The organism is Exiguobacterium sp. s123, assembly GCF_018617075.1.
GTDB lineage: Bacteria > Bacillota > Bacilli > Exiguobacteriales > Exiguobacteriaceae > Exiguobacterium > Exiguobacterium profundum.
The window spans coordinates 382,914-400,927 of record NZ_JACSJL010000001.1; the positions used below are offsets into that span (position 1 = coordinate 382,914).

The 18,014-nt window shown below is 50.6% G+C and carries 19 protein-coding genes and 1 riboswitch; of the genes, 2 read left to right on the forward strand and 17 right to left on the reverse strand.

Translation table 11 applies throughout. The features are described 5' to 3' along the window. Window positions 1-3: 3 nt before the first annotated feature. The 3 genes from KNO72_RS02015 to smc form a co-directional block, all read right to left on the reverse strand. On the reverse strand, window positions 4-327 hold the full coding sequence (locus KNO72_RS02015) for a putative DNA-binding protein (protein ID WP_015881364.1): 324 nt from the start codon (window positions 325-327) through the stop codon (window positions 4-6). Between the two features lie 96 nt (window positions 328-423). Then, entirely contained in the window at window positions 424-1,449 is a 1,026-nt protein-coding gene (gene ftsY, locus KNO72_RS02020; protein WP_015881363.1) for a signal recognition particle-docking protein FtsY, read from the reverse strand. Beyond that, the gene (gene smc / locus KNO72_RS02025; RefSeq protein ID WP_078146683.1) at window positions 1,446-5,003 is read right to left on the reverse strand and encodes a chromosome segregation protein SMC; all 3,558 of its coding nucleotides are present in this window, start codon (window positions 5,001-5,003) and stop codon (window positions 1,446-1,448) included. The genes ftsY and smc overlap by 4 nt, the downstream gene beginning before the upstream one ends. Before the next feature lie 114 nt (window positions 5,004-5,117). On the opposite strand from smc, the gene KNO72_RS02030 reads away from it, so the two are divergent. Next, the gene (locus tag KNO72_RS02030) at window positions 5,118-5,312 is read left to right on the forward strand and encodes a DUF1128 family protein (protein ID WP_015881361.1); all 195 of its coding nucleotides are present in this window, start codon (window positions 5,118-5,120) and stop codon (window positions 5,310-5,312) included. A gap of 37 nt (window positions 5,313-5,349) precedes the next feature. On the opposite strand, the gene rnc is transcribed toward KNO72_RS02030, so the two are convergent. From rnc to KNO72_RS02085, 11 genes are all read right to left on the reverse strand, one after another. Beyond that, a complete protein-coding gene (gene rnc, locus KNO72_RS02035) occupies window positions 5,350-6,066 on the reverse strand; it encodes a ribonuclease III (RefSeq protein WP_035387821.1) in 717 nt (238 codons plus the stop codon). Between the two features lie 123 nt (window positions 6,067-6,189). After that, complete coding sequence (acpP, locus tag KNO72_RS02040) at window positions 6,190-6,429, reverse strand: acyl carrier protein (protein ID WP_015881359.1); 240 nt, start codon at window positions 6,427-6,429, stop codon at window positions 6,190-6,192. 58 nt (window positions 6,430-6,487) lie between these two features. Beyond that, window positions 6,488-7,228, reverse strand: a complete 741-nt coding sequence (gene fabG / locus KNO72_RS02045) for a 3-oxoacyl-[acyl-carrier-protein] reductase (RefSeq protein WP_015881358.1) — start codon at window positions 7,226-7,228, stop codon at window positions 6,488-6,490. Next, the gene (gene fabD / locus KNO72_RS02050; protein ID WP_214757118.1) at window positions 7,221-8,141 is read right to left on the reverse strand and encodes an ACP S-malonyltransferase; all 921 of its coding nucleotides are present in this window, start codon (window positions 8,139-8,141) and stop codon (window positions 7,221-7,223) included. The genes fabG and fabD overlap by 8 nt, the downstream gene beginning before the upstream one ends. Window positions 8,142-8,159: 18 nt before the next feature. Then, a complete protein-coding gene (gene plsX / locus KNO72_RS02055) occupies window positions 8,160-9,149 on the reverse strand; it encodes a phosphate acyltransferase PlsX (protein WP_214684489.1) in 990 nt (329 codons plus the stop codon). Then, the gene (gene fapR / locus KNO72_RS02060) at window positions 9,146-9,715 is read right to left on the reverse strand and encodes a transcription factor FapR (protein WP_015881355.1); all 570 of its coding nucleotides are present in this window, start codon (window positions 9,713-9,715) and stop codon (window positions 9,146-9,148) included. Before fapR ends, plsX begins: the two co-directional genes overlap by 4 nt. A gap of 85 nt (window positions 9,716-9,800) precedes the next feature. Further along, on the reverse strand, window positions 9,801-11,831 hold the full coding sequence (recG, locus tag KNO72_RS02065; protein WP_214757120.1) for an ATP-dependent DNA helicase RecG: 2,031 nt from the start codon (window positions 11,829-11,831) through the stop codon (window positions 9,801-9,803). Continuing rightward, on the reverse strand, window positions 11,818-12,705 hold the full coding sequence (gene sdaAA / locus KNO72_RS02070) for an L-serine ammonia-lyase, iron-sulfur-dependent, subunit alpha (protein WP_015881353.1): 888 nt from the start codon (window positions 12,703-12,705) through the stop codon (window positions 11,818-11,820). Before sdaAA ends, recG begins: the two co-directional genes overlap by 14 nt. A 12-nt stretch (window positions 12,706-12,717) precedes the next feature. After that, window positions 12,718-13,380, reverse strand: a complete 663-nt coding sequence (gene sdaAB / locus KNO72_RS02075) for an L-serine ammonia-lyase, iron-sulfur-dependent subunit beta (protein ID WP_214684492.1) — start codon at window positions 13,378-13,380, stop codon at window positions 12,718-12,720. 63 nt (window positions 13,381-13,443) lie between these two features. Continuing rightward, on the reverse strand, window positions 13,444-15,123 hold the full coding sequence (locus KNO72_RS02080; RefSeq protein WP_214757121.1) for a DAK2 domain-containing protein: 1,680 nt from the start codon (window positions 15,121-15,123) through the stop codon (window positions 13,444-13,446). 22 nt (window positions 15,124-15,145) lie between these two features. After that, window positions 15,146-15,508 carry an Asp23/Gls24 family envelope stress response protein gene (locus tag KNO72_RS02085; RefSeq protein ID WP_015881350.1) on the reverse strand — a complete coding sequence of 121 codons (363 nt, stop codon included), beginning with the start codon at window positions 15,506-15,508 and terminating at the stop codon, window positions 15,146-15,148. A 252-nt stretch (window positions 15,509-15,760) separates the two neighbouring features. Between KNO72_RS02085 and rpmB the strand changes: the two genes are divergently transcribed. Next, the gene (gene rpmB, locus KNO72_RS02090) at window positions 15,761-15,949 is read left to right on the forward strand and encodes a 50S ribosomal protein L28 (protein WP_015881349.1); all 189 of its coding nucleotides are present in this window, start codon (window positions 15,761-15,763) and stop codon (window positions 15,947-15,949) included. A gap of 55 nt (window positions 15,950-16,004) precedes the next feature. Here the strand turns inward: rpmB and KNO72_RS02095 are convergent, their stop codons facing one another. The 3 genes from KNO72_RS02095 to rpe all read right to left on the reverse strand — a co-directional run bounded on the left by KNO72_RS02095 (window position 16,005) and on the right by rpe (window position 18,014). Next, window positions 16,005-16,592 carry a thiamine diphosphokinase gene (locus tag KNO72_RS02095; RefSeq protein ID WP_214684496.1) on the reverse strand — a complete coding sequence of 196 codons (588 nt, stop codon included), beginning with the start codon at window positions 16,590-16,592 and terminating at the stop codon, window positions 16,005-16,007. Further along, window positions 16,589-17,164, reverse strand: coding sequence for an energy-coupled thiamine transporter ThiT (thiT, locus tag KNO72_RS02100; RefSeq protein ID WP_214684498.1), 576 nt, complete (start codon window positions 17,162-17,164; stop codon window positions 16,589-16,591). The genes KNO72_RS02095 and thiT overlap by 4 nt, the downstream gene beginning before the upstream one ends. 72 nt (window positions 17,165-17,236) lie before the next feature. Further along, window positions 17,237-17,337: riboswitch (TPP riboswitch) on the reverse strand. A 20-nt stretch (window positions 17,338-17,357) separates the two neighbouring features. Further along, the gene (gene rpe, locus KNO72_RS02105) at window positions 17,358-18,014 is read right to left on the reverse strand and encodes a ribulose-phosphate 3-epimerase (protein ID WP_015881346.1); all 657 of its coding nucleotides are present in this window, start codon (window positions 18,012-18,014) and stop codon (window positions 17,358-17,360) included.

An 18,014-nucleotide genomic window follows, 5' to 3' on the forward strand; every position in this document is an offset into this window, starting at 1 on the left:
CCCCTACTCTAAATTCTCAAGCGCAGAAATCGTGGCGCTCACGTCATCGGTGAGCTCGACTTGACGTTTGAGGGTCTGAAGAAGTTGCTGGCGCTGTTCGAACTTTTCGAATAGGGCTAGCTTTTCCTCGTACTGTTCAAGCATCGTTTCTGTACGCTTTATGTTATCGTAGACCGCTTGACGGCTGACTTCAAACTCTTCCGCAATCTCTCCGAGCGAGTAGTCATCTAGGTAATAAAGAGACATATAGTTGCGCTGTTTCGGTGTGAGGAGCGCTTGATAGAAATCGATGAGATAGTTCATGCGATTCGTTTTTTCGAGCGTCAAACCTTTCACCTCCACATGTTAAGTGAAATCCCTTTACAACTACCTATAGTACAGCCGTGCCTAGTACTTGTCAAGTTTTTTTCTTAACAGCAAAACTTAGGCGAGGTCCTCGTTTGTGTCCTCTTTTTCTGTCAAAGCTTCCTCGTTCTTGTCTTCAAAAACGTCACCGAACAATCCAAGGACGAACTGTTCTGGATCAAACTCCTGTAAATCGTCAATCTTCTCTCCAAGGCCGACATACTTGACCGGGATATCGAGTTCGTTCCGAATCGCTAGGACAATTCCGCCTTTGGCCGTCCCATCGAGCTTCGTGAGGACGATTCCGCTCACGTTCGTCGCTTCTTTGAACGCTTTCGCTTGAACCATGGCGTTTTGACCCGTCGTCGCGTCTAATGCGAGCAATACTTCGTGCGGTCCGTTCGGTACTTCCCGCTCAATGACTCGTTTGACTTTTTCAAGTTCTTTCATTAGATTGACCTTATTTTGAAGACGTCCCGCCGTATCACAAATCAAGACGTCCATGTTGCGTGACTTGGCAGCCTGAACGGCGTCAAAGACGACTGCAGCCGGGTCAGATCCTTCCGTTTGACGAATGACGGGTACCCCGACACGTTCTCCCCATACTTGAAGTTGCTCGATAGCGCCGGCACGGAACGTATCACCTGCCGCGAGCATGACGGAACGCCCTTCAGATTTCAACTGGTGCGCCAGCTTGCCGATGGTCGTTGTCTTTCCGACACCATTGACGCCGACAAACAAGATGACCGTGAGTCCGTCCTGCATATTGAGTTCACGGTCCGATTCATCCTCTTGGAGGCGGTTCGCCACCACTTCGACGAGTGCGTCACGCACCGCGACCGGGTCCTTCAGATTACGTCGCTTCACTTCTTCTTTCAAATCTTCGACGAGGTCCATCGTCGTCGTGACGCCGACGTCCGCTTGAATGAGTAAATCTTCGAGTTCATCGAAGAAATCTTCATCCACCTCGCGGAAGCGATAGACGAGGTCGTTGACGGCACTTGCAAAGCCGTCACGTGTCTTCGTCAACCCCTCTGTAAACTTCTGTGACACCTCTTGGGTAGATGTCGTCAACTTCTCTTTTAATTTCTTGAAAAAGCTCAACGTGATTCCTCCATCTCTTCATCCATTTCAACGACACGTTTTGCTTCAGACAGTTCGACCGATAATACCTCGGACACCCCGTTCTGTTGCATCGTGACGCCATATAGTGTGTCCGCCGCTTCCATCGTGCCTTTACGGTGCGTGATGATGACGAACTGCGTGTCGATCGACAACGTCCGAATGTATTCTCCGAAACGATGCACGTTCGCCTCGTCAAGGGCCGCCTCGACTTCATCGAGGACACAGAACGGTACGGGACGCGTCTTCAAAATCGCAAACAATAAGGCGATGGCCGTCAGCGCACGCTCCCCACCAGACAACAGACTGAGCGTCTGTAACTTTTTACCCGGTGGTTTGGCGACGATTTCGATTCCTGTGTTCAACAAATCCGATTCGTCGACCAATTTCAAATCCGCTTCCCCGCCACCGAAGAGCTCGGTGAACGTCTGTTTGAAGTGCGCCCGGACGCTCGTATAGGTCTCTTTGAAGAGGCGTGTCACTTCGCGGTCCATCTCGGCGATGATCTCATATAAATCCTCTTTTGCACTGACGAGGTCATCCCGTTGCTCGGATAAGAATGTGAACCGTTCATGGACACTATCAAACTCTTCGATCGCATTTAGATTGACCGGTCCGATCTCTTCGATTTGACGAACGAGCAACTTGAACTCCTCTTTCGCCTCTTCTAGTGGGATCTCGAGTGCCGGCAATAGTTCTGCAACGAGTCCATTCTCTTCTAATGCATCGAGCTTCCATTGTCGTTTCAGCTCGAACTCTTGTTTTGCCGTTTCGAGTTTTCGGACGACAGCTTCTGCTTGACGTCTTGCCTCCGTTGCCTGATCGACCCGTTGACGTATGATCCGATACGCCTCTTCGTTCGTCTTGAGTGTTGCCGTCACTTCTTGAAGCCGCTCTTGAATTTCTGTGAAATCCAGTTTGGCAGTAGCAAGCGTCGCCTCAAGTTCCATAGACGACACGACTTCTCCACTCTCGAGCCGCGTCAGTTCACGCTCCATCTGATCGCTTCGTTCCTGCAGACGATTTTGTTCGGTCGTCAAACGGTCCAATTCATATCGGACCCGTTCTTCTTCGAGCGTGTGCCGCTGAAGATCGAGCTCGTTTTGACGAAGCATCGATTCCAGTTGGCCCGTGCTCTCAGCACTTTTCGCCTGCTCGGCCCGAAGCGATTCGAGACGAGAACGAATGTCAGCTTGTGCGCGGTCCGTATCGGCCAATTCAATCGTCAGTCGCTCTAATTCGGCAGTCGCTGTCTCGATCGTCCGCTCGTAGCGCATCATTTCATGATCGAACAGTTCAAGTTGTGACTTGGCATCGAGCGAGGCACGTTCCGCAGTACGGTAGGCTGACTCGACTTCACGGAGGTTCGTTTCAACGGAACGTTTCTCATCCCGAAGTTCAGATAATTGATGCGTAATGTCCGTCAACTGTTCTGTATACTCTTGAAGACGTGTTTTTTGTTCATGCAACATGGCGAGCCCTTGGGTGAGACCTTGTTTCAAGTCATCCAATTCGCGCGACTGCGTGAACAGGGCCACGCCCTGCTTGCGACTACCACCCGTCATCGAACCACCGACGTTGACGATGTCCCCTTCTAACGTGACGACACGGAAACGATAACCCGTCGATTGGGCGATGCGGTTCGCGACTTCAAGTGTCTCCGCCACGAGCACTGAACCGAGCAACGACTTTTTCAACGTCTCGTATGATGCATCTGTTTCAACGAGTTCCGACGCCACCCCGACAAATCCGTTCATCGAGTCGAGTCGATCGAACACGTCACTCGGCACGAATCTCGGTTTGATCGTCGTCATCGGCAAGAATGTCGCCCGTCCTGCGTTGGCTTTTCGTAATTTGTCAATTTCACGGCGCCCCACTGATTCATCTTGTACGACCACATGCTGCTGTGTCTGCCCAAGTGCCGTTTCGATTGCCGCTTCATACGAAGGACGGACACGAATCAATTCGGCGACAGCACCAAGGACACCTGGTGAGCGGTCTTTTAAGACGAACTTGACCGCATGGAAATAGCCTTCATACGATTGCTTCATCCGTTCGAGCATCTCGATTCGGTCTTCCGTCTTCTGACGGCGGCGTTCGAGATCGTAATAAGACGATTCGGCTCGGGTACGTTTTTCACGAATTGACGTCTCTTCGTCCCGAAGTTCCGTTTCTTTTTTACTCAGTTGTTCAAAGCGACTTTGCACCACTTCATACTGTTCTCGAGTCGTCAAAAGCGTCGCTTCCTGCGAGGAACGATCCTCGAGACGATGTTTGTTCTCGCGAAGAAGGCGTTCTTTCGACTCGACGGCGACATCGATATCTCGTTGTTCCCGCTTTTGTTGGTTACCGATTGTCGCTTTCGTTGTCGCGAGTTCAAACGCCTCACTTTGTAACGCTTCAATTTCAGCATTGAAATCACGAGAGGCGGCTGTCAACTGTTGTTGAAGCGTCTCTCTCGTCGCAGTCGTTTGTTTCAACGTGTTTCCTTTTTGGTCAAGTTCTTCACGAACGACCTTCAACCGCGCTTCAAGCTCGGTCATCTCCGCACGTACTTCTTCGCGTTGACGGATGAGTCGTTCTTTCATCTCGGCACCATGTTCTTCTTGTGCTTTTGCGAGCTTGATGTCACCCGTCAAGCGCTCGACATAGGTCGAGTGCTCCCGTTCGTTCTGGTTGAGCTCTGTCAATTCTTCACGCAGCTCAGCAAGCGTTGCTTCGAGCCCGCTACGTTCCTCCGTGAGGTCACGTACCGAACGGTCACAGTCAGATAACTGTTGAACCGATTCCACGTGACGTGCCGACACTTGTTCAATCTCCTGTTGGAGCAATTGAATTTCTGCGCCCATGATTCCCGTTTCGAGTTCATCATGCCTCGCTTTGGCGACTTTGTACTCCCGCGCGAGTGCAGCCTGTTCACGGAGCGGTTCGACCCGGTCCGCCAACTCGAACAGAATGTCGTCGACTCGGGACAAGTTTAATTCGGTGTCCTGTAACTTGCGTTCAGCCTGTTTTTTCCGCTGACGATATTTCAATACACCGGCTGCCTCTTCGATGACGGCACGGCGATCTTCCGGTTTCCCAGAAATGACTTGTTCGACCCGCCCTTGACCGATGATGGCGAACGCATCTCGTGAAAGACCTGTATCCATAAATAAATCAATCACATCTTTTAACCGACATGGTTTTTTATTCATAAAATAGTCGCTGTCCCCACTTCGGGTCACGCGACGGGTCACACTCACTTCTTCATATGGGAGACGCAACTGTTCGTCTCGATTATCGAGGACGAGCGTGACTTCGGCGACATTTCGGTGATTCTCTCCTTCACTTCCGGCAAAGATGACATCTTCCATCTTGGCACCACGAAGTGATTTGGCCGACTGTTCTCCGAGTACCCAGCGAACAGCGTCCGATATATTGGATTTCCCGCTCCCGTTCGGCCCTACTACAGCCGTGACGCCGGGACGGAAATCTAATTCAATTCGCTTGGCAAATGATTTAAAGCCAGCGAGTTCGATTCGTTTTAAGTGCATCGTGACCATCCTATCCGCAGTAAGCATTCATCTGTATATTTTACCACAGTTAACAGTTCGTCAAAATGCCCGAATCATGCTATTCTAAAAAGAACTGTAGAAAGGGGAATACAGATGACGAATGAACAGATGATTGAAGCCATTTTGGATAAAATGAACATTATTAACCGCGGTGCAATCAAAGCGGAAGAATATAATGCGGCTGATCCGTCAGCGGTGAAAGAGATTTACGAGTACGTGATGACACGCTCTTCGCTCTCTTTGTCGGAAGTCGATGGTATCGTCGAAGAACTCGGTCAATTGACATGAAAAAGGAGTGGACCCCCAAGCGGTCCACTCCTTTCGTTTATAAATCTGCGTAGCGCCGATTAAAGGCAATAAGCGCTTCTTTAGCAGCCAATTGCTCGGCTTCTTTTTTCGAACGTCCGACCCCTTCACCGACGATGTCGTCGCTGAGGCGTGCATGTGCGACGAATTCCCGGCTATGCGCCGGTCCGCGTTCCTCGATGATTTCATACGAAACAGGTCCGAGTCCTTCCCGTTGAACGCTCTCCTGTAACTGGCTCTTGAAATCGGTCTGTTCTTCAAATACTCCCGCTAAGACTTTCGGAAAAACCGCTTCGGCGAGGAATCGTTCGACGGCCTCAATTCCCTGGTCCAAATAAAGAGCACCGATATAGGATTCGAACACGTCGGCAAGCAGTGCCGGACGTTTTCGTCCACCGGTCAACTCTTCACCTTTCCCAAGCAAGATGAAGTCAGAGAAAGCATAAGCTTCCGCAAAATTCACGAGTGACGGTTCACATACGATCGCCGCTCGTAATTTCGTCAATTCCCCCTCGGAGCGCTCCGGATAAGTCTCATAGAGAAAGCGAGATACGGTCAGTTCTAAAACAGCATCCCCTAAAAATTCTAAACGTTCATTGTCTTTTCGTAACCCGCGTTGCTCATTCACATAAGATGAGTGTGTGAACGCCTGCATCAACAAGTCGTGATTCGAAAATTGAACGTCTAACCGTTCTTCCAATGATTTAAATAATTCCAAGATGCGTGCTCGTTCCATCTCCTGACGCCGACGTCGCTGCGCCGACCCTTGACGGTCAAACCGTCGTTTGTCTTTTGTCATAGTTCCCTCCATGAATAAGCACAAGCCCACCGCCCGGAACCGAGCGGTGGGATGGCTTGATTACAATTTTGTTTCGATGTAAGCCACTACGTCGCCAACAGTCGCGAGCTTCTCAGCGTCTTCGTCTTCGATCGTGATGTCGAATTTGTCTTCGAGGTCCATCACCATTTCCATTACTTCAAGTGAATCCGCACCAAGGTCATCCTTGAACGATTTCTCTGCTGTGATCTCAGATACGTCTTTCCCGAGCTTCTCAGCAACTGCTTCTTGTACGTCTACTAAAATTTGTTCTTTTGTCATGATAAAATCCCTCCAAAGGTAAGTATATTAAATGTCAGTCTGTTGGTAAAGTTCTCTTTTACGCCATCGTCATGCCGCCATCGACGGCAATCGTCTGCCCGGTCACATAAGCCGCTTGTTCCGATGCGAGGAAGGAGACAAGGTTCGCCACATCCTCCACCTGTCCGAAACGGTTGAACGGAATTTGCTCGAGTGTAGCCTCTCGTTGAGCATCTGTCAAGGCATCGGTCATATCCGTTTGAATGAACCCTGGACAGACGGCATTGACCGTCACGTGACGTCCCGCGAGTTCGCGCGCCACCGATTTTGTCAATCCGATCAACCCTGCTTTTGCAGCCGCATAGTTCGCTTGTCCTGCATTGCCGGTAATCCCGACAACCGAGGCGATGTTGATGATTCGACCTGCTTTCGACTTGAGCAAAGGTCTCGTGACGGCTTGTGATGTCAAAAAGGCGCCTTTTAAGTTCGTCGATAGCACATCTTCGAAATCGGCTTCTTTCATCCGCATGAGTAACCCGTCGCGGGTGATTCCTGCATTGTTGACGAGACAATCGACGCGTCCGAACGTATCGACTGTCGTCTTGACGAGCGCTTTGACATCGTCAGCATTCGATACATCTGCTTTCACGGCGATGGCTTCGCCGCCTGCCTCCGTGATCATGGCCACGACATCATTCGCCTTTTGTTCACTACCCGAGTAGTTCACGACGACCCGAAAGCCGTCTTCCCCTAAACGCTTCGCGATGGCCGCCCCGATTCCCCGGGACGCCCCTGTCACGATCGCCACTTGATCATGCACGTACTTCTCCTCCTAACGAGGCGACTTCTTCGAGCGTGGTCGCCTTTTGAATCGAAACGTTCGAGTCGATTCGTTTAATCAATCCTGAAAGCGGTGAAGATGGGCCGAACTCGATGAACGTGTCTACGCCGTCTGCAATCGCCTTGCGTACACAATCTTCAAAGCGGACAGACGAATACAGTTGTTTCGTCAATAACGCCTTCAACTGTTCAGGGTCACGATGCACCGCCGCGTCCACGTTCGAAATCATGTCGACGGAAGCCGCTTCAAACGGTGACGAGACGAGGACATCTTGGAAACGCGTTGCCGCCGGCATCATGTAGGAACTATGGAACGCTCCAGATACGTTTAACGGCAATACCCGCTTCGCACCGGCAGCCTTCAATTCCACGCCCGCTTGTTCGACCGCGTCGACATGCCCTGAAATCACGAATTGACCAGGACAATTCAAGTTGGCGATTTGAACTAAATTCCCGCTCGCACTGATTTTTTCAGTGATATGAAGCGCTTCTTGAAGATCGGTCATCCCGACGACTGCCGCCATCGTTCCATCCTTCACTTCAGACATCAACTGTCCACGCGCCCGGACGAGAACGGTCGCTTCTTCAAGATCGATGACACCCGCACTGACGAGCGCCGCATATTCACCAACACTATGCCCGATGACGACATCTGGTGCCGCACCGCTCTTCGCATAGGCTTGCGCGAGGAGCGAGGCGTGCGCCACGATGGCCGGCTGCGCCACTTCCGTTTCTTGTAGGTCTTCCTTCGACCCGGATGACATGACTTCAAGGAGGTCAAACCCGAGTCGACGTCCGATTGCTTGAAGCGTTTCAGGGTGATTTAAAAAGGTTTGTCCCATTCCAACGGCTTGAGAACCTTGCCCCGGAAACACCCATGCTACTTTCCCCATATCTTCACCTGCTTTCGCTTAGTCTATGGCTTTGGCACGCTTGATTTTTTCCACGACATCGTGATCTACCATGATTTTCGCCTGTTTCAACGCACTCATGATGGCGAGTGCATCGCTCGACCCATGCGCCTTGATGACCGGCGCATTGATCCCGAATAATCCGGCTCCCCCGTGTTCGCGATAATCCAGCGTTTCTTTTAATCGTCTCAATTTCGGTTTTAAGATGAGAGCGGCGAGTTTAGATACAAGGTCACTCGTGAATTGTTCTTTCATCATCTTCATGAGCATCGAAGAGGAGCCCTCCACACCCTTTAACAAGATGTTTCCGGCAAATCCTTCGGTCACGATGACGTCCACGTCACCTGACATCGCTTCACGCGCTTCGACATTCCCAACAAAATAGACAGGTGCCTGTTCAAGGAGGGGGAACGCTTCTTTTGTCAGCGCATTTCCTTTACCCGCTTCTGTCCCGATATTGAGAAGGGCGACACGCGGTGTCTTGATGCCACGCACATGTTCCGCATACAGTGAACCCATAATCGCATAGTCGACGAGGTGTTCAGCTTTTGCATCCGGATTCGCTCCGACATCCAGGACGACGACACCACTACCAGTATATGTAGGGAACGTCGGAGATAATGCCGGACGCTCGATTCCTGGGATCCGTCCGATGATGAAAAGAGACGCCGCCATCAATGCGCCGGTATTCCCGGCAGACACGAGAGCATCCGCTTTTCCTTCTTTGACGAGCTGAGCTGCCACGACGAGCGAGCTGTCCTTCTTACGACGCACCGCCCGTACCGGTTCGTCTTCGCCTGTAATGATCTCACTGGCTGGAACGACCGTTACTCGAGGGTCATCAAGACCGTATGAGGCAATTTTCACCTCATCACCGACTAAAAAGAGTTCCATCGGTTCATTCGGATATTGCGCGACGAACCGTTTCACACCTTCTACAATCGCCTTCGGTGCGTGATCGCCACCCATTGCATCAATCGCTAACTTCATGCTTGCTCCTCCTCACCACGTCGGTAAATCGTGAAGTCGCCATCAAAGACGCACTCCTCACCGACATAACTTTCAACTGTGACGTCCGTTCTCCCGTCCCCTCGTAGTTTCATCACACGAGCCTTGGCAACGACTCGCTCTCCAAGATGAACTTGGCGACTGAAGCGAATGTCCGCTTTAGTGGTCAACGCCAATTCATCATTGATGAGCGCCACCGCTAACGAGTTGGCTTGCGCGAACAAGACATGTCCACGGGCAATCTCGTTGCGGCTAAAGACGTGTTCTTTTTCTATATCGAGGACTGAGATCGCAGAGTCATCTAGCTTCAAGTCAATCATATCACCGATGACCTCGCTCATTGAAAGCGATTTGACTTCATCGAGATGTTCGGAAGCCACATGTTTGATCCGTTCCCTCACTTCCGGAATTTTTAATTCCATCCGGTCGAGTCGAATCGTCTGGATGCTGACAGAAAACTGTTTTGACAGTTCTTCGTCTTTGATGAACGGGTTATGCTCAATCGTTTCTTGTAACAAGCGTTGCCGCTCTTTCTTAGGTACCCGCATTCAGTTCCCTCCTAAACTAATCGCTAAAGAACTTAATACCTGGTACTAATAGCAGTATATATTCTTTAGTCGTCATTTTCAAGTACTATTCTAACCTTTCCCCAACGAGAAGGTCGAGTTGTTTCAAATAACCACGTAACCCTTCATATTGAGCATCATGCCAAAAGGCGTCGCTCCCAAGAAGTTTCACGGCATCTTGCATGGCCACTTCCATCACTTTCAAATCGAGAACGGGATCGGCGACACGGAAACTCGGGAGACCGCTCTGTGCGGTTCCAAAGAAATCACCAGCCCCACGCAACTCTAAATCTTTTTCTGCCAATACGAACCCATCGTTCGTCTCCGTCATCGTTTTAAGTCGAACTTTCCCGACATCTGACTTTGGGTCCCCGACGAGGATACAGAACGATTGATGGGCACCACGACCGACACGCCCTCTCAACTGGTGTAATTGCGCGAGACCGAAACGTTCGGCATCATGAATGATGATTAGAGAGGCGTTCGGGACGTTCACCCCTACCTCGACGACTGTTGTGGAGACGAGAATCTGTGTCGCATTATCGGCGAATGATTTCATAATCTCGTCTTTTTCTGTACTCGATAGCTTTCCATGCATCAGGCCAACGCCATAGTTCGAGAAGCGTTCTTTCAATAGCTCATACAGTGCCGTCGCACTCTCCACTTCTAATGTATCCGACTCCTCGATGAGAGGTGCAATCACATACGCTTGACGGCCGAGTGCGAGTTCCCGATCGACCATTGCATGCACACGATCGATCTGGTCGTGTTTCGCCCAATACGTTTCAATCGGCTTTCGTCCTTTTGGCATCTCATCGATTGTGGAAACATCCATTTCTCCGAACGCACTGATGGCAAGCGTCCTCGGAATCGGTGTCGCGGTCATATATAAGACGTCCGCGAATTCAGCTTTATCGCGAAGTTTCTTCCGTTGTTCGACACCGAATCGATGTTGTTCATCTGTGATCGCCAAATGTAAATTCGAAAATTCGACCGGTCCTTGGATGAGCGCGTGCGTCCCGACGATGATGTCGACGTCACCCGATCGGATTGCCGTCAGTAGGGCTTCGCGCGCCTTCCCTTTCACCGAGCTCGTCAGGAGGGCAATCGTGATGCCAAACGGTTCAAATAATTCCTGTAACGATGTCGCATGTTGTTCGGCAAGGATTTCTGTTGGCACCATCAAAGCTCCTTGACACCCGGCTGTCACAGTCGCATACAAGGCAATCGCGGCAACGACGGTCTTCCCGCTCCCGACATCCCCTTGTAATAATCGGTTCATCCGTTCTGGTCTTTCAAGGTCAGATACGATTTCACGGATGACCCTTTTCTGGGCTCCGGTTAATGGGAATGCGAGCCGTTTGACGAATTCATTCAATTGATGCTTATCGAGGTGAAGGGCCCGACCGTTTCCTGACCGCTCCATTTTCCGAAATGCCTGTAATTTCAACTGATACATAAGACACTCTTCATAAACATAGCTTCGTCTCGCCTGTTTATAGGTCTCCACTGTATCTGGAAAATGCATCCCACATAGCATCGTCATCCGGTCAACTAATCGATAGCGGTCGCGAATGGCTTGCGGGACCTGTTCGGGCAAATCGTTCACCTGCTCAAAAGCGAGCTTCACAATCCGACTGAAATTCTTTTGTGTCAGTCCGGCTCGTAATGAATAAATCGGTTGCAATCCGCCTGAGGGGGCACCAAATTCAAGGTCGGTCGCGCTGATTGTCATCCGGTTCATGTCCCATTTCCCTTTGACCGTCACCGTCTCCCCGATCACCAATTTTTCTTTATAGAAGGCACGGTTGAACATCGTCACTTGGACGGCGTATCGGTCTTCGAGTAGCAAGCGGAACTGGAGACGATTCTTTCCTTTACTATAGTAGCGAACGAGCGGTTCGGCTTGGACAGTCCCGCTCCACTTGACGAGGTCACCGTGAACAGCCGTCGTCACTGTCCCACTATTATAATTCTCATAACGAAACGGGACGTGCTCCAGCACGTCCTCGATTCGAACAAGTCCCATCACTTCTAACTTTTTGGCCATCTCTGGCCCGACCCCTTTCAGCGTCGTCAGTCGATCATTGTTTTGCATCTTCTTTCGCTCCAAATATATTTCGTTCGAGGCGACGAGCCGTCGGTGTATTGGCAAGTCCGCCTTTTGCGGTCTCTTTTAAGGCGGTCGGCATCATTTGTCCCACTTCATGCATCGCCGAGATGACCTCGTCACAAGGAATACGTGAGGTAATCCCCGCGAGCGCCATATCTGCTGCGACAATAGCGTTGGCACCGCCCATGGCGTTTCGCTTGACGCATGGAACTTCGACCAGCCCCGCCACAGGATCACAGACGAGACCGAGCATATTTTTTAGGGCTATCGCAAATGCCGTAGCCGACTGGTCCGGTGTCCCGCCAGCTGCTTCAACGATGGCCGCGGCTGCCATGCCCGTCGCCGACCCGACCTCGGCCTGACATCCACCAGCCGCCCCTGAAATCGAGGCGTTGTTCGCCACGACGAATCCGAACGCACCTGACGTGAACAAGTAACGGATCATCGCGTCGCGGTCCATTTCAAGGCGATCTTTTACCGCAAACAACGTTCCCGGTACGACGCCCGCGCTCCCCGCCGTCGGCGTCGCACAGATTCGTCCCATCGCCGCGTTCACTTCGTTCGTCCCAATCGCTTTCGAGACGGCATCTAAAATGAGGTCCCCAGCGAGCGACTTGCCCGAACGAATATAGTCTTGCATGAGTACGGCATCATTCCCCGTCAATCCCGTAACCGACGTGACACCTTGGAGTGCGCGTTCGACCGCCTCCTCCATCACTTCAAGATTTCGGTCCATCATCCCGATGATGTCCTCGCGACTGGCACGTCTGACGTGCATCTCCTGCTCAATCATCACTTCAGAAATCGGGATGTTCCGTTCTGTTGCAATCGTCACTAATTCTTCTACTGATTTAAACATCACACATTCTCCTCATTCCCCAAAAATAGCTATCCGTTCGATTTGCGGTAACCGTTCCAGCTCTGCGATCACTTCCGCAGGAATGGTCTCATCAATCTCGATCGCCATCAACGCCTGCATCCCTTTTTCATGGCGGCTCACTTCCATATGTCCAATGTTTAATTGGTGGTTCGCCAACACACCGGTCACAGCCGCGATGGCCCCGAATCGATCATGGTGCAAGACGACGAGTGCAGGTCCCCCGCCTGTCAGTTTCAACGGGAATCCGTTCAGTTCCGTAATCTCAATCGTTCCCCCACCGATTGAGATTCCGACAATCTCAAATGTGCCAAAATCATCTTCGAGCAAGACCCGGGCCGTATTCGGATGATCCGTCAACAGATCACTCGTCTCAAAGATGACCTCGATTCCTTTTTCACGGGCGATATCTAACGCCTGTGGGATTCTCAGATCGAATGTATCGAATCCCATGATTCCACCGACGATCGCCACGTCCGTACCGTGACCCCGATACGTGTCAGCAAACGACCCATAAAATGTGATGTGCGCCGTACGCGGCGTTCTCCCGAACAACTTCCCGGCCATCAAGCCGATGCGGGCAGCACCTGCTGTATGCGAACTCGACGGTCCGACCATGACCGGGCCAATGATGTCAAACACACTACGATATTTCATCAATTTTTCCCCCTTTCAAAAATCCCTACCTTCATTATACAGAAGGTAGGGATTCGAAACAGCTTATTCCACACTAAAAATATAAGAGTAAAGCGGTTGTTTACCGTCGTGAACTTCAATTTCAATCTCGTCGTTCACCGATTCGATATATGACGTCAACGCTTCTACGTCCGATGCAGAAGAGCCTTCTCCTGTTAAGATCGTGACGATTTCATCGTCTGCGTCGATGAGCGCATCGACTAATCGTTTAGCCGCTTCTAAGCTCGATGGAGATGAAGAAACGATTTTCTTCTCAGCAATCGCCATGTGCTCATCTTTTTTGATTTCAACGCCATCGATGCTCGTATCACGAACAGCGTATGTCACTTGGCCGGACTTCACTGTCGCGGCTGCCGCTTTCATCGCTTGTTCATTCATCTCGACATCCGCTTCAGGATTGAATGCGATGGCTGCAGCGAGACCTTGTGGGACGGTCTTCGTCGGAATGACCGACACGCCGCACGGTGCGACAGACGCCGCTTGTTCAGCCGCCATGATGATGTTGGAGTTGTTCGGGAAGATGAAGACGTGTTCCGCATGTGCCGACTCAATCGCCTTGACGATATCTTCTGTCGACGGGTTCATCGTCTGACCACCTTCGATGACGTGGGCCGCCCCGAGTGAACGGAACAGTTCGCTGACGCCTTCACCCATTGCGACCGTTACGATGGCAAATGGTGCTTTCGGCTTCTCCGCTTGTTGAACACCGTGCTGATTGGCACCGTGTTCTTCTTCAAGAATCGTCGAGTGTTGTTGACGCATGTTCTCGATTTTGACCGCGACGAGTTCACCGAAACGTTGCCCTTTCGTGATGACTTCACCTGGCGTCTCGACGTGAACGTGAACTTTCAAGAGTTCCTCGTCCGCGACGACAAGAAGAGAATCCCCGAGTTCAGACAACTCGTTGCGGAATGCATCTTCGTTGAACGGTGTATCTTTCAGCTTGTCCTCTTGGAAACGGACCATGATCTCCGTACAGTAACCGAATTCGATGTCCTCTGTCGACATGAATCCTTGTGCCGCATGCGCGTGGTGTTCTGCTTCGACCAATGCATCCATCACCGGTGTATGTGGTTTTTCGAGTTCCTTTCCTTCAAGACTCGCGAGGAATCCTTCGTAAATGACGAGAAGTCCTTGACCACCTGAGTCGACGACGCCGACTTCTTTTAACACCGGTAATAAGTCCGGTGTACGGTCTAACGAAGCTTTTGCTTCGACGATGACTCGTTTCATGAACTCTGCGAAATCACTTGTCGACTCAGACGCAAGGAGCGCTTCATCAGCTGCTTCACGAGCAACCGTTAAAATCGTTCCCTCAACCGGTTTCATAACCGCTTTGTATGCCGTATCGACACCGCGTTTGAGTGCTTCTGCAAAATCAATTGTCGTGAGTTCCGTCTTTCCTTCAACGGCTTTCCCGAAACCGCGGAACAACTGGCTTAAAATAACGCCTGAGTTTCCGCGTGCTCCCATCAGGAGTCCACGAGCGAACTTTGATGATACCTCTGCGACATCAGATGTGTTCATGGTTGCTACTTCTTTCGCACCTGACGTCATCGTCAAGTTCATGTTCGTTCCCGTGTCTCCGTCTGGAACCGGGAAGACGTTAAGCGAATCTACATAATCTGCGTTTTGGCTCAAATTGGCCGCTCCGTTCGCGATCATGTTTGAGAGCGCCACGCCATCTAAACGATTTAAACCCACACCAAATCCTCCTCCGTTTTCGTCAGTCATTCGTCAGACGAACGCCTTGAACGAATATATTTACCGACGAAACGTTTAATCCTAAAGTTTCTCCGAGTGTATACTTTACTCGGCTTTGCACGTTGTATGCGACTTCCGATACTTTCGTCCCGTAGCTTACAATGATGTGCATGTCGATATGTACGTCCTCATCCTCTTGACGTACGACGACACCACGCGCGTAATTTTCACGTTTTAACAATTCAGCAATGCCGTCTTTCAATTGTGCTTGTGAAGCCATGCCGACCACACCGAAGCATTCCATCGCCGCACCACCTGCGAGTGTCGCGATGACGTCACTTGTGATGTCAATATTGCCATATGTTGTCTTCATTTCAATTGCCATATGGAGTAGCCTCCTTTATTCGGAATGATTCCTAATGTACATTCTACAATAAGTACCTAGTTATTAAAAGAACCTGCTCCAGAATCTCGGTCAATTAAGGCGATAACCTCATTCATTATTCAAATCCTTGAGAGTAATGTCAAGTTTTTTTCTTGTCATGGTATGATTTTCTAGTTGCATCGGGAAAAAAGCCGTGCTAATATAAACGAGTGTCTATTAGGACGAACCCACATAAAAAAGGAGGGGAAACGCATGGCACGTAAATGCTACGTAACAGGTAAATCACCTAAATCAGGTAACAACCGTTCGCACGCACTCAACAAGACAAAACGTACTTGGGGTGTAAACGTACAAAAAGTTCGTATTCTCGTTGACGGTAAACCGAAACGCGTTTGGGTTTCAGCTCGCGCACTTAAATCAGGTCTCGTTGAACGCGTATAATACTTATACACGAACGAATAAATCCCAGCGGCATTCGCCGATGGGATTTTTTTGCTTATTTTTTGACGAGCATGACAAGGACCATTCCCTCATGGACCGTCAACAAGGCACGCTCTTCGCTCCACTCATTTGATACAGTCAACGCTTGCGCGCTATGGACCGGATGACGGTCGAGTGGATATTTGACCCCATCAATTGAAATCGTAGCGGTTTTCCAAGGCATGAAAGACAAGTAATGTTCATCTAGTTTTTTAATCTCATAACTTCCTGGCCGAGCGAGAAAAATCGTTTGACCCGTCCCATGAAGAACCATCCCCGGATACGATTCGAGTAGACCGACGTTCGCGAACGTCATATCAACTCGACCACCGAGTGCCCCGTACACGTGCATCTGGGTCGCCCCTTGATCGATTGCCAACTGAAGCGCAATCTCGAGGTCGGTCACATCCTTTTCAGATGGATAACGTAGCGCTTCCTCAGGAGGTGTTCCGACAAACGAATCAAAGTCCCCGACCACGACGTCGACATCAATCCCCTCATCTAATAATCTCTGATATCCGCCATCGACACCGATGACAAAATCGGCATCACGCGGTAAGTCCGGAATAGGTTCCGGACTCGCCGCGACGATCAAGATGTTCATTGACGAATGTCCCGTGTCGCGACACGCGTGAATCGCGGAGCTGTCGTGAAGAGTAAGACTAATACGATGGCTGAGATGACAAATGACGGAACCATATAAGTTGCGTTATAGCCAAGTGAATAAGCCACGACCGGACCCTCCGCATACTCAGCGAAAAAGACAATCCCTGAGATGACGTGAGCCGCATAACGCAACGCCGACCCGATCAATGCGCCGATCACCAAATAGGTAGCGAGCGTCTTCGTCGCGCCTTGACCAGCGGCCTGTTTCACACGTCCGGCAAAGACGCCGGCCACGCCGACAAGTCCGTACGCGACCGTATAATCGAGCAAGAACTGAACTGGCGTAAAGATATAGGCTCCGAACAAGAGTTGAAGCGTCCCGACGAGCGCACCAGTCGCAAGTCCCCCTTTCAATCCGTGACGAAACGCCATCACAAAGATCGGGAGCATCGCCAGACTGATTGACCCTCCTTGTGGCAAACGGTATGGGATCAGTAAATCAAAGACTAGTCCAAGCGCCGCGAACAATGAAATTTCGATGAGTGCTTGTAATTTAAAACGTGATTTCATCTTTCTTCCTCCTTTATTGTGTGAACGACAAAAAGCAGCATGACGTAAACGCCATGCTGCTTGGATTCGCAACGTGCATTTTCGCCACATCCCTACGTCCGTGTGAACGGAACAGGTTCAAAGGGTTAGCGTATGCCTCTCAGCCACATATTGTGACACCCCTTGCGACTCTATCTTGTTGTTCTACCGTCGATTATACACGAGATGCGCCACGAATGCTATCGATGGCGGCTTTATAATCCGGTTGATTGTAAATGGCCGAACCGGCAACTAGGACATCAGCCCCTGCGTCGATGCAACGTTTCGCCGTCTCTTCATTGACGCCACCATCGATTTCAATTTCAAAATCGAGCTGACGATCTTTGCGAAGCTGACTGAGCGCCGAAATTTTCGGTACGACGGATTCAATGAACGCTTGTCCACCGAACCCTGGGTTGACGGTCATGAGTAATACCATATCGACGTCTTGAAGGATATGTTCAATCGTAGAGAGCGGGGTGTGCGGGTTCAAGACGACCCCACATTTCGCCCCTGCCGCTTTGATTTGCTGCAAGACTCGATGTAAATGGTTCGTTGCTTCCACGTGAACCGTCACAATGTCTGCCCCCGCCTTGACGAAATCTTCGACATAGCGTTCCGGTTGGTCAATCATCAAATGCACATCGAGAACCATGTCTGATTTTTTGCGCAAGCTCGCGAGGACCGGTAGTCCAATCGAGATGTTCGGCACGAACTGCCCATCCATCACGTCAAAATGGATATAATCTGCCCCCGCATCTTGAACGGCTTTCACTTCCGCTTCCAAATTGGCAAAGTCGGCTGCTAAAATTGATGGTGCGATTTTAATCAT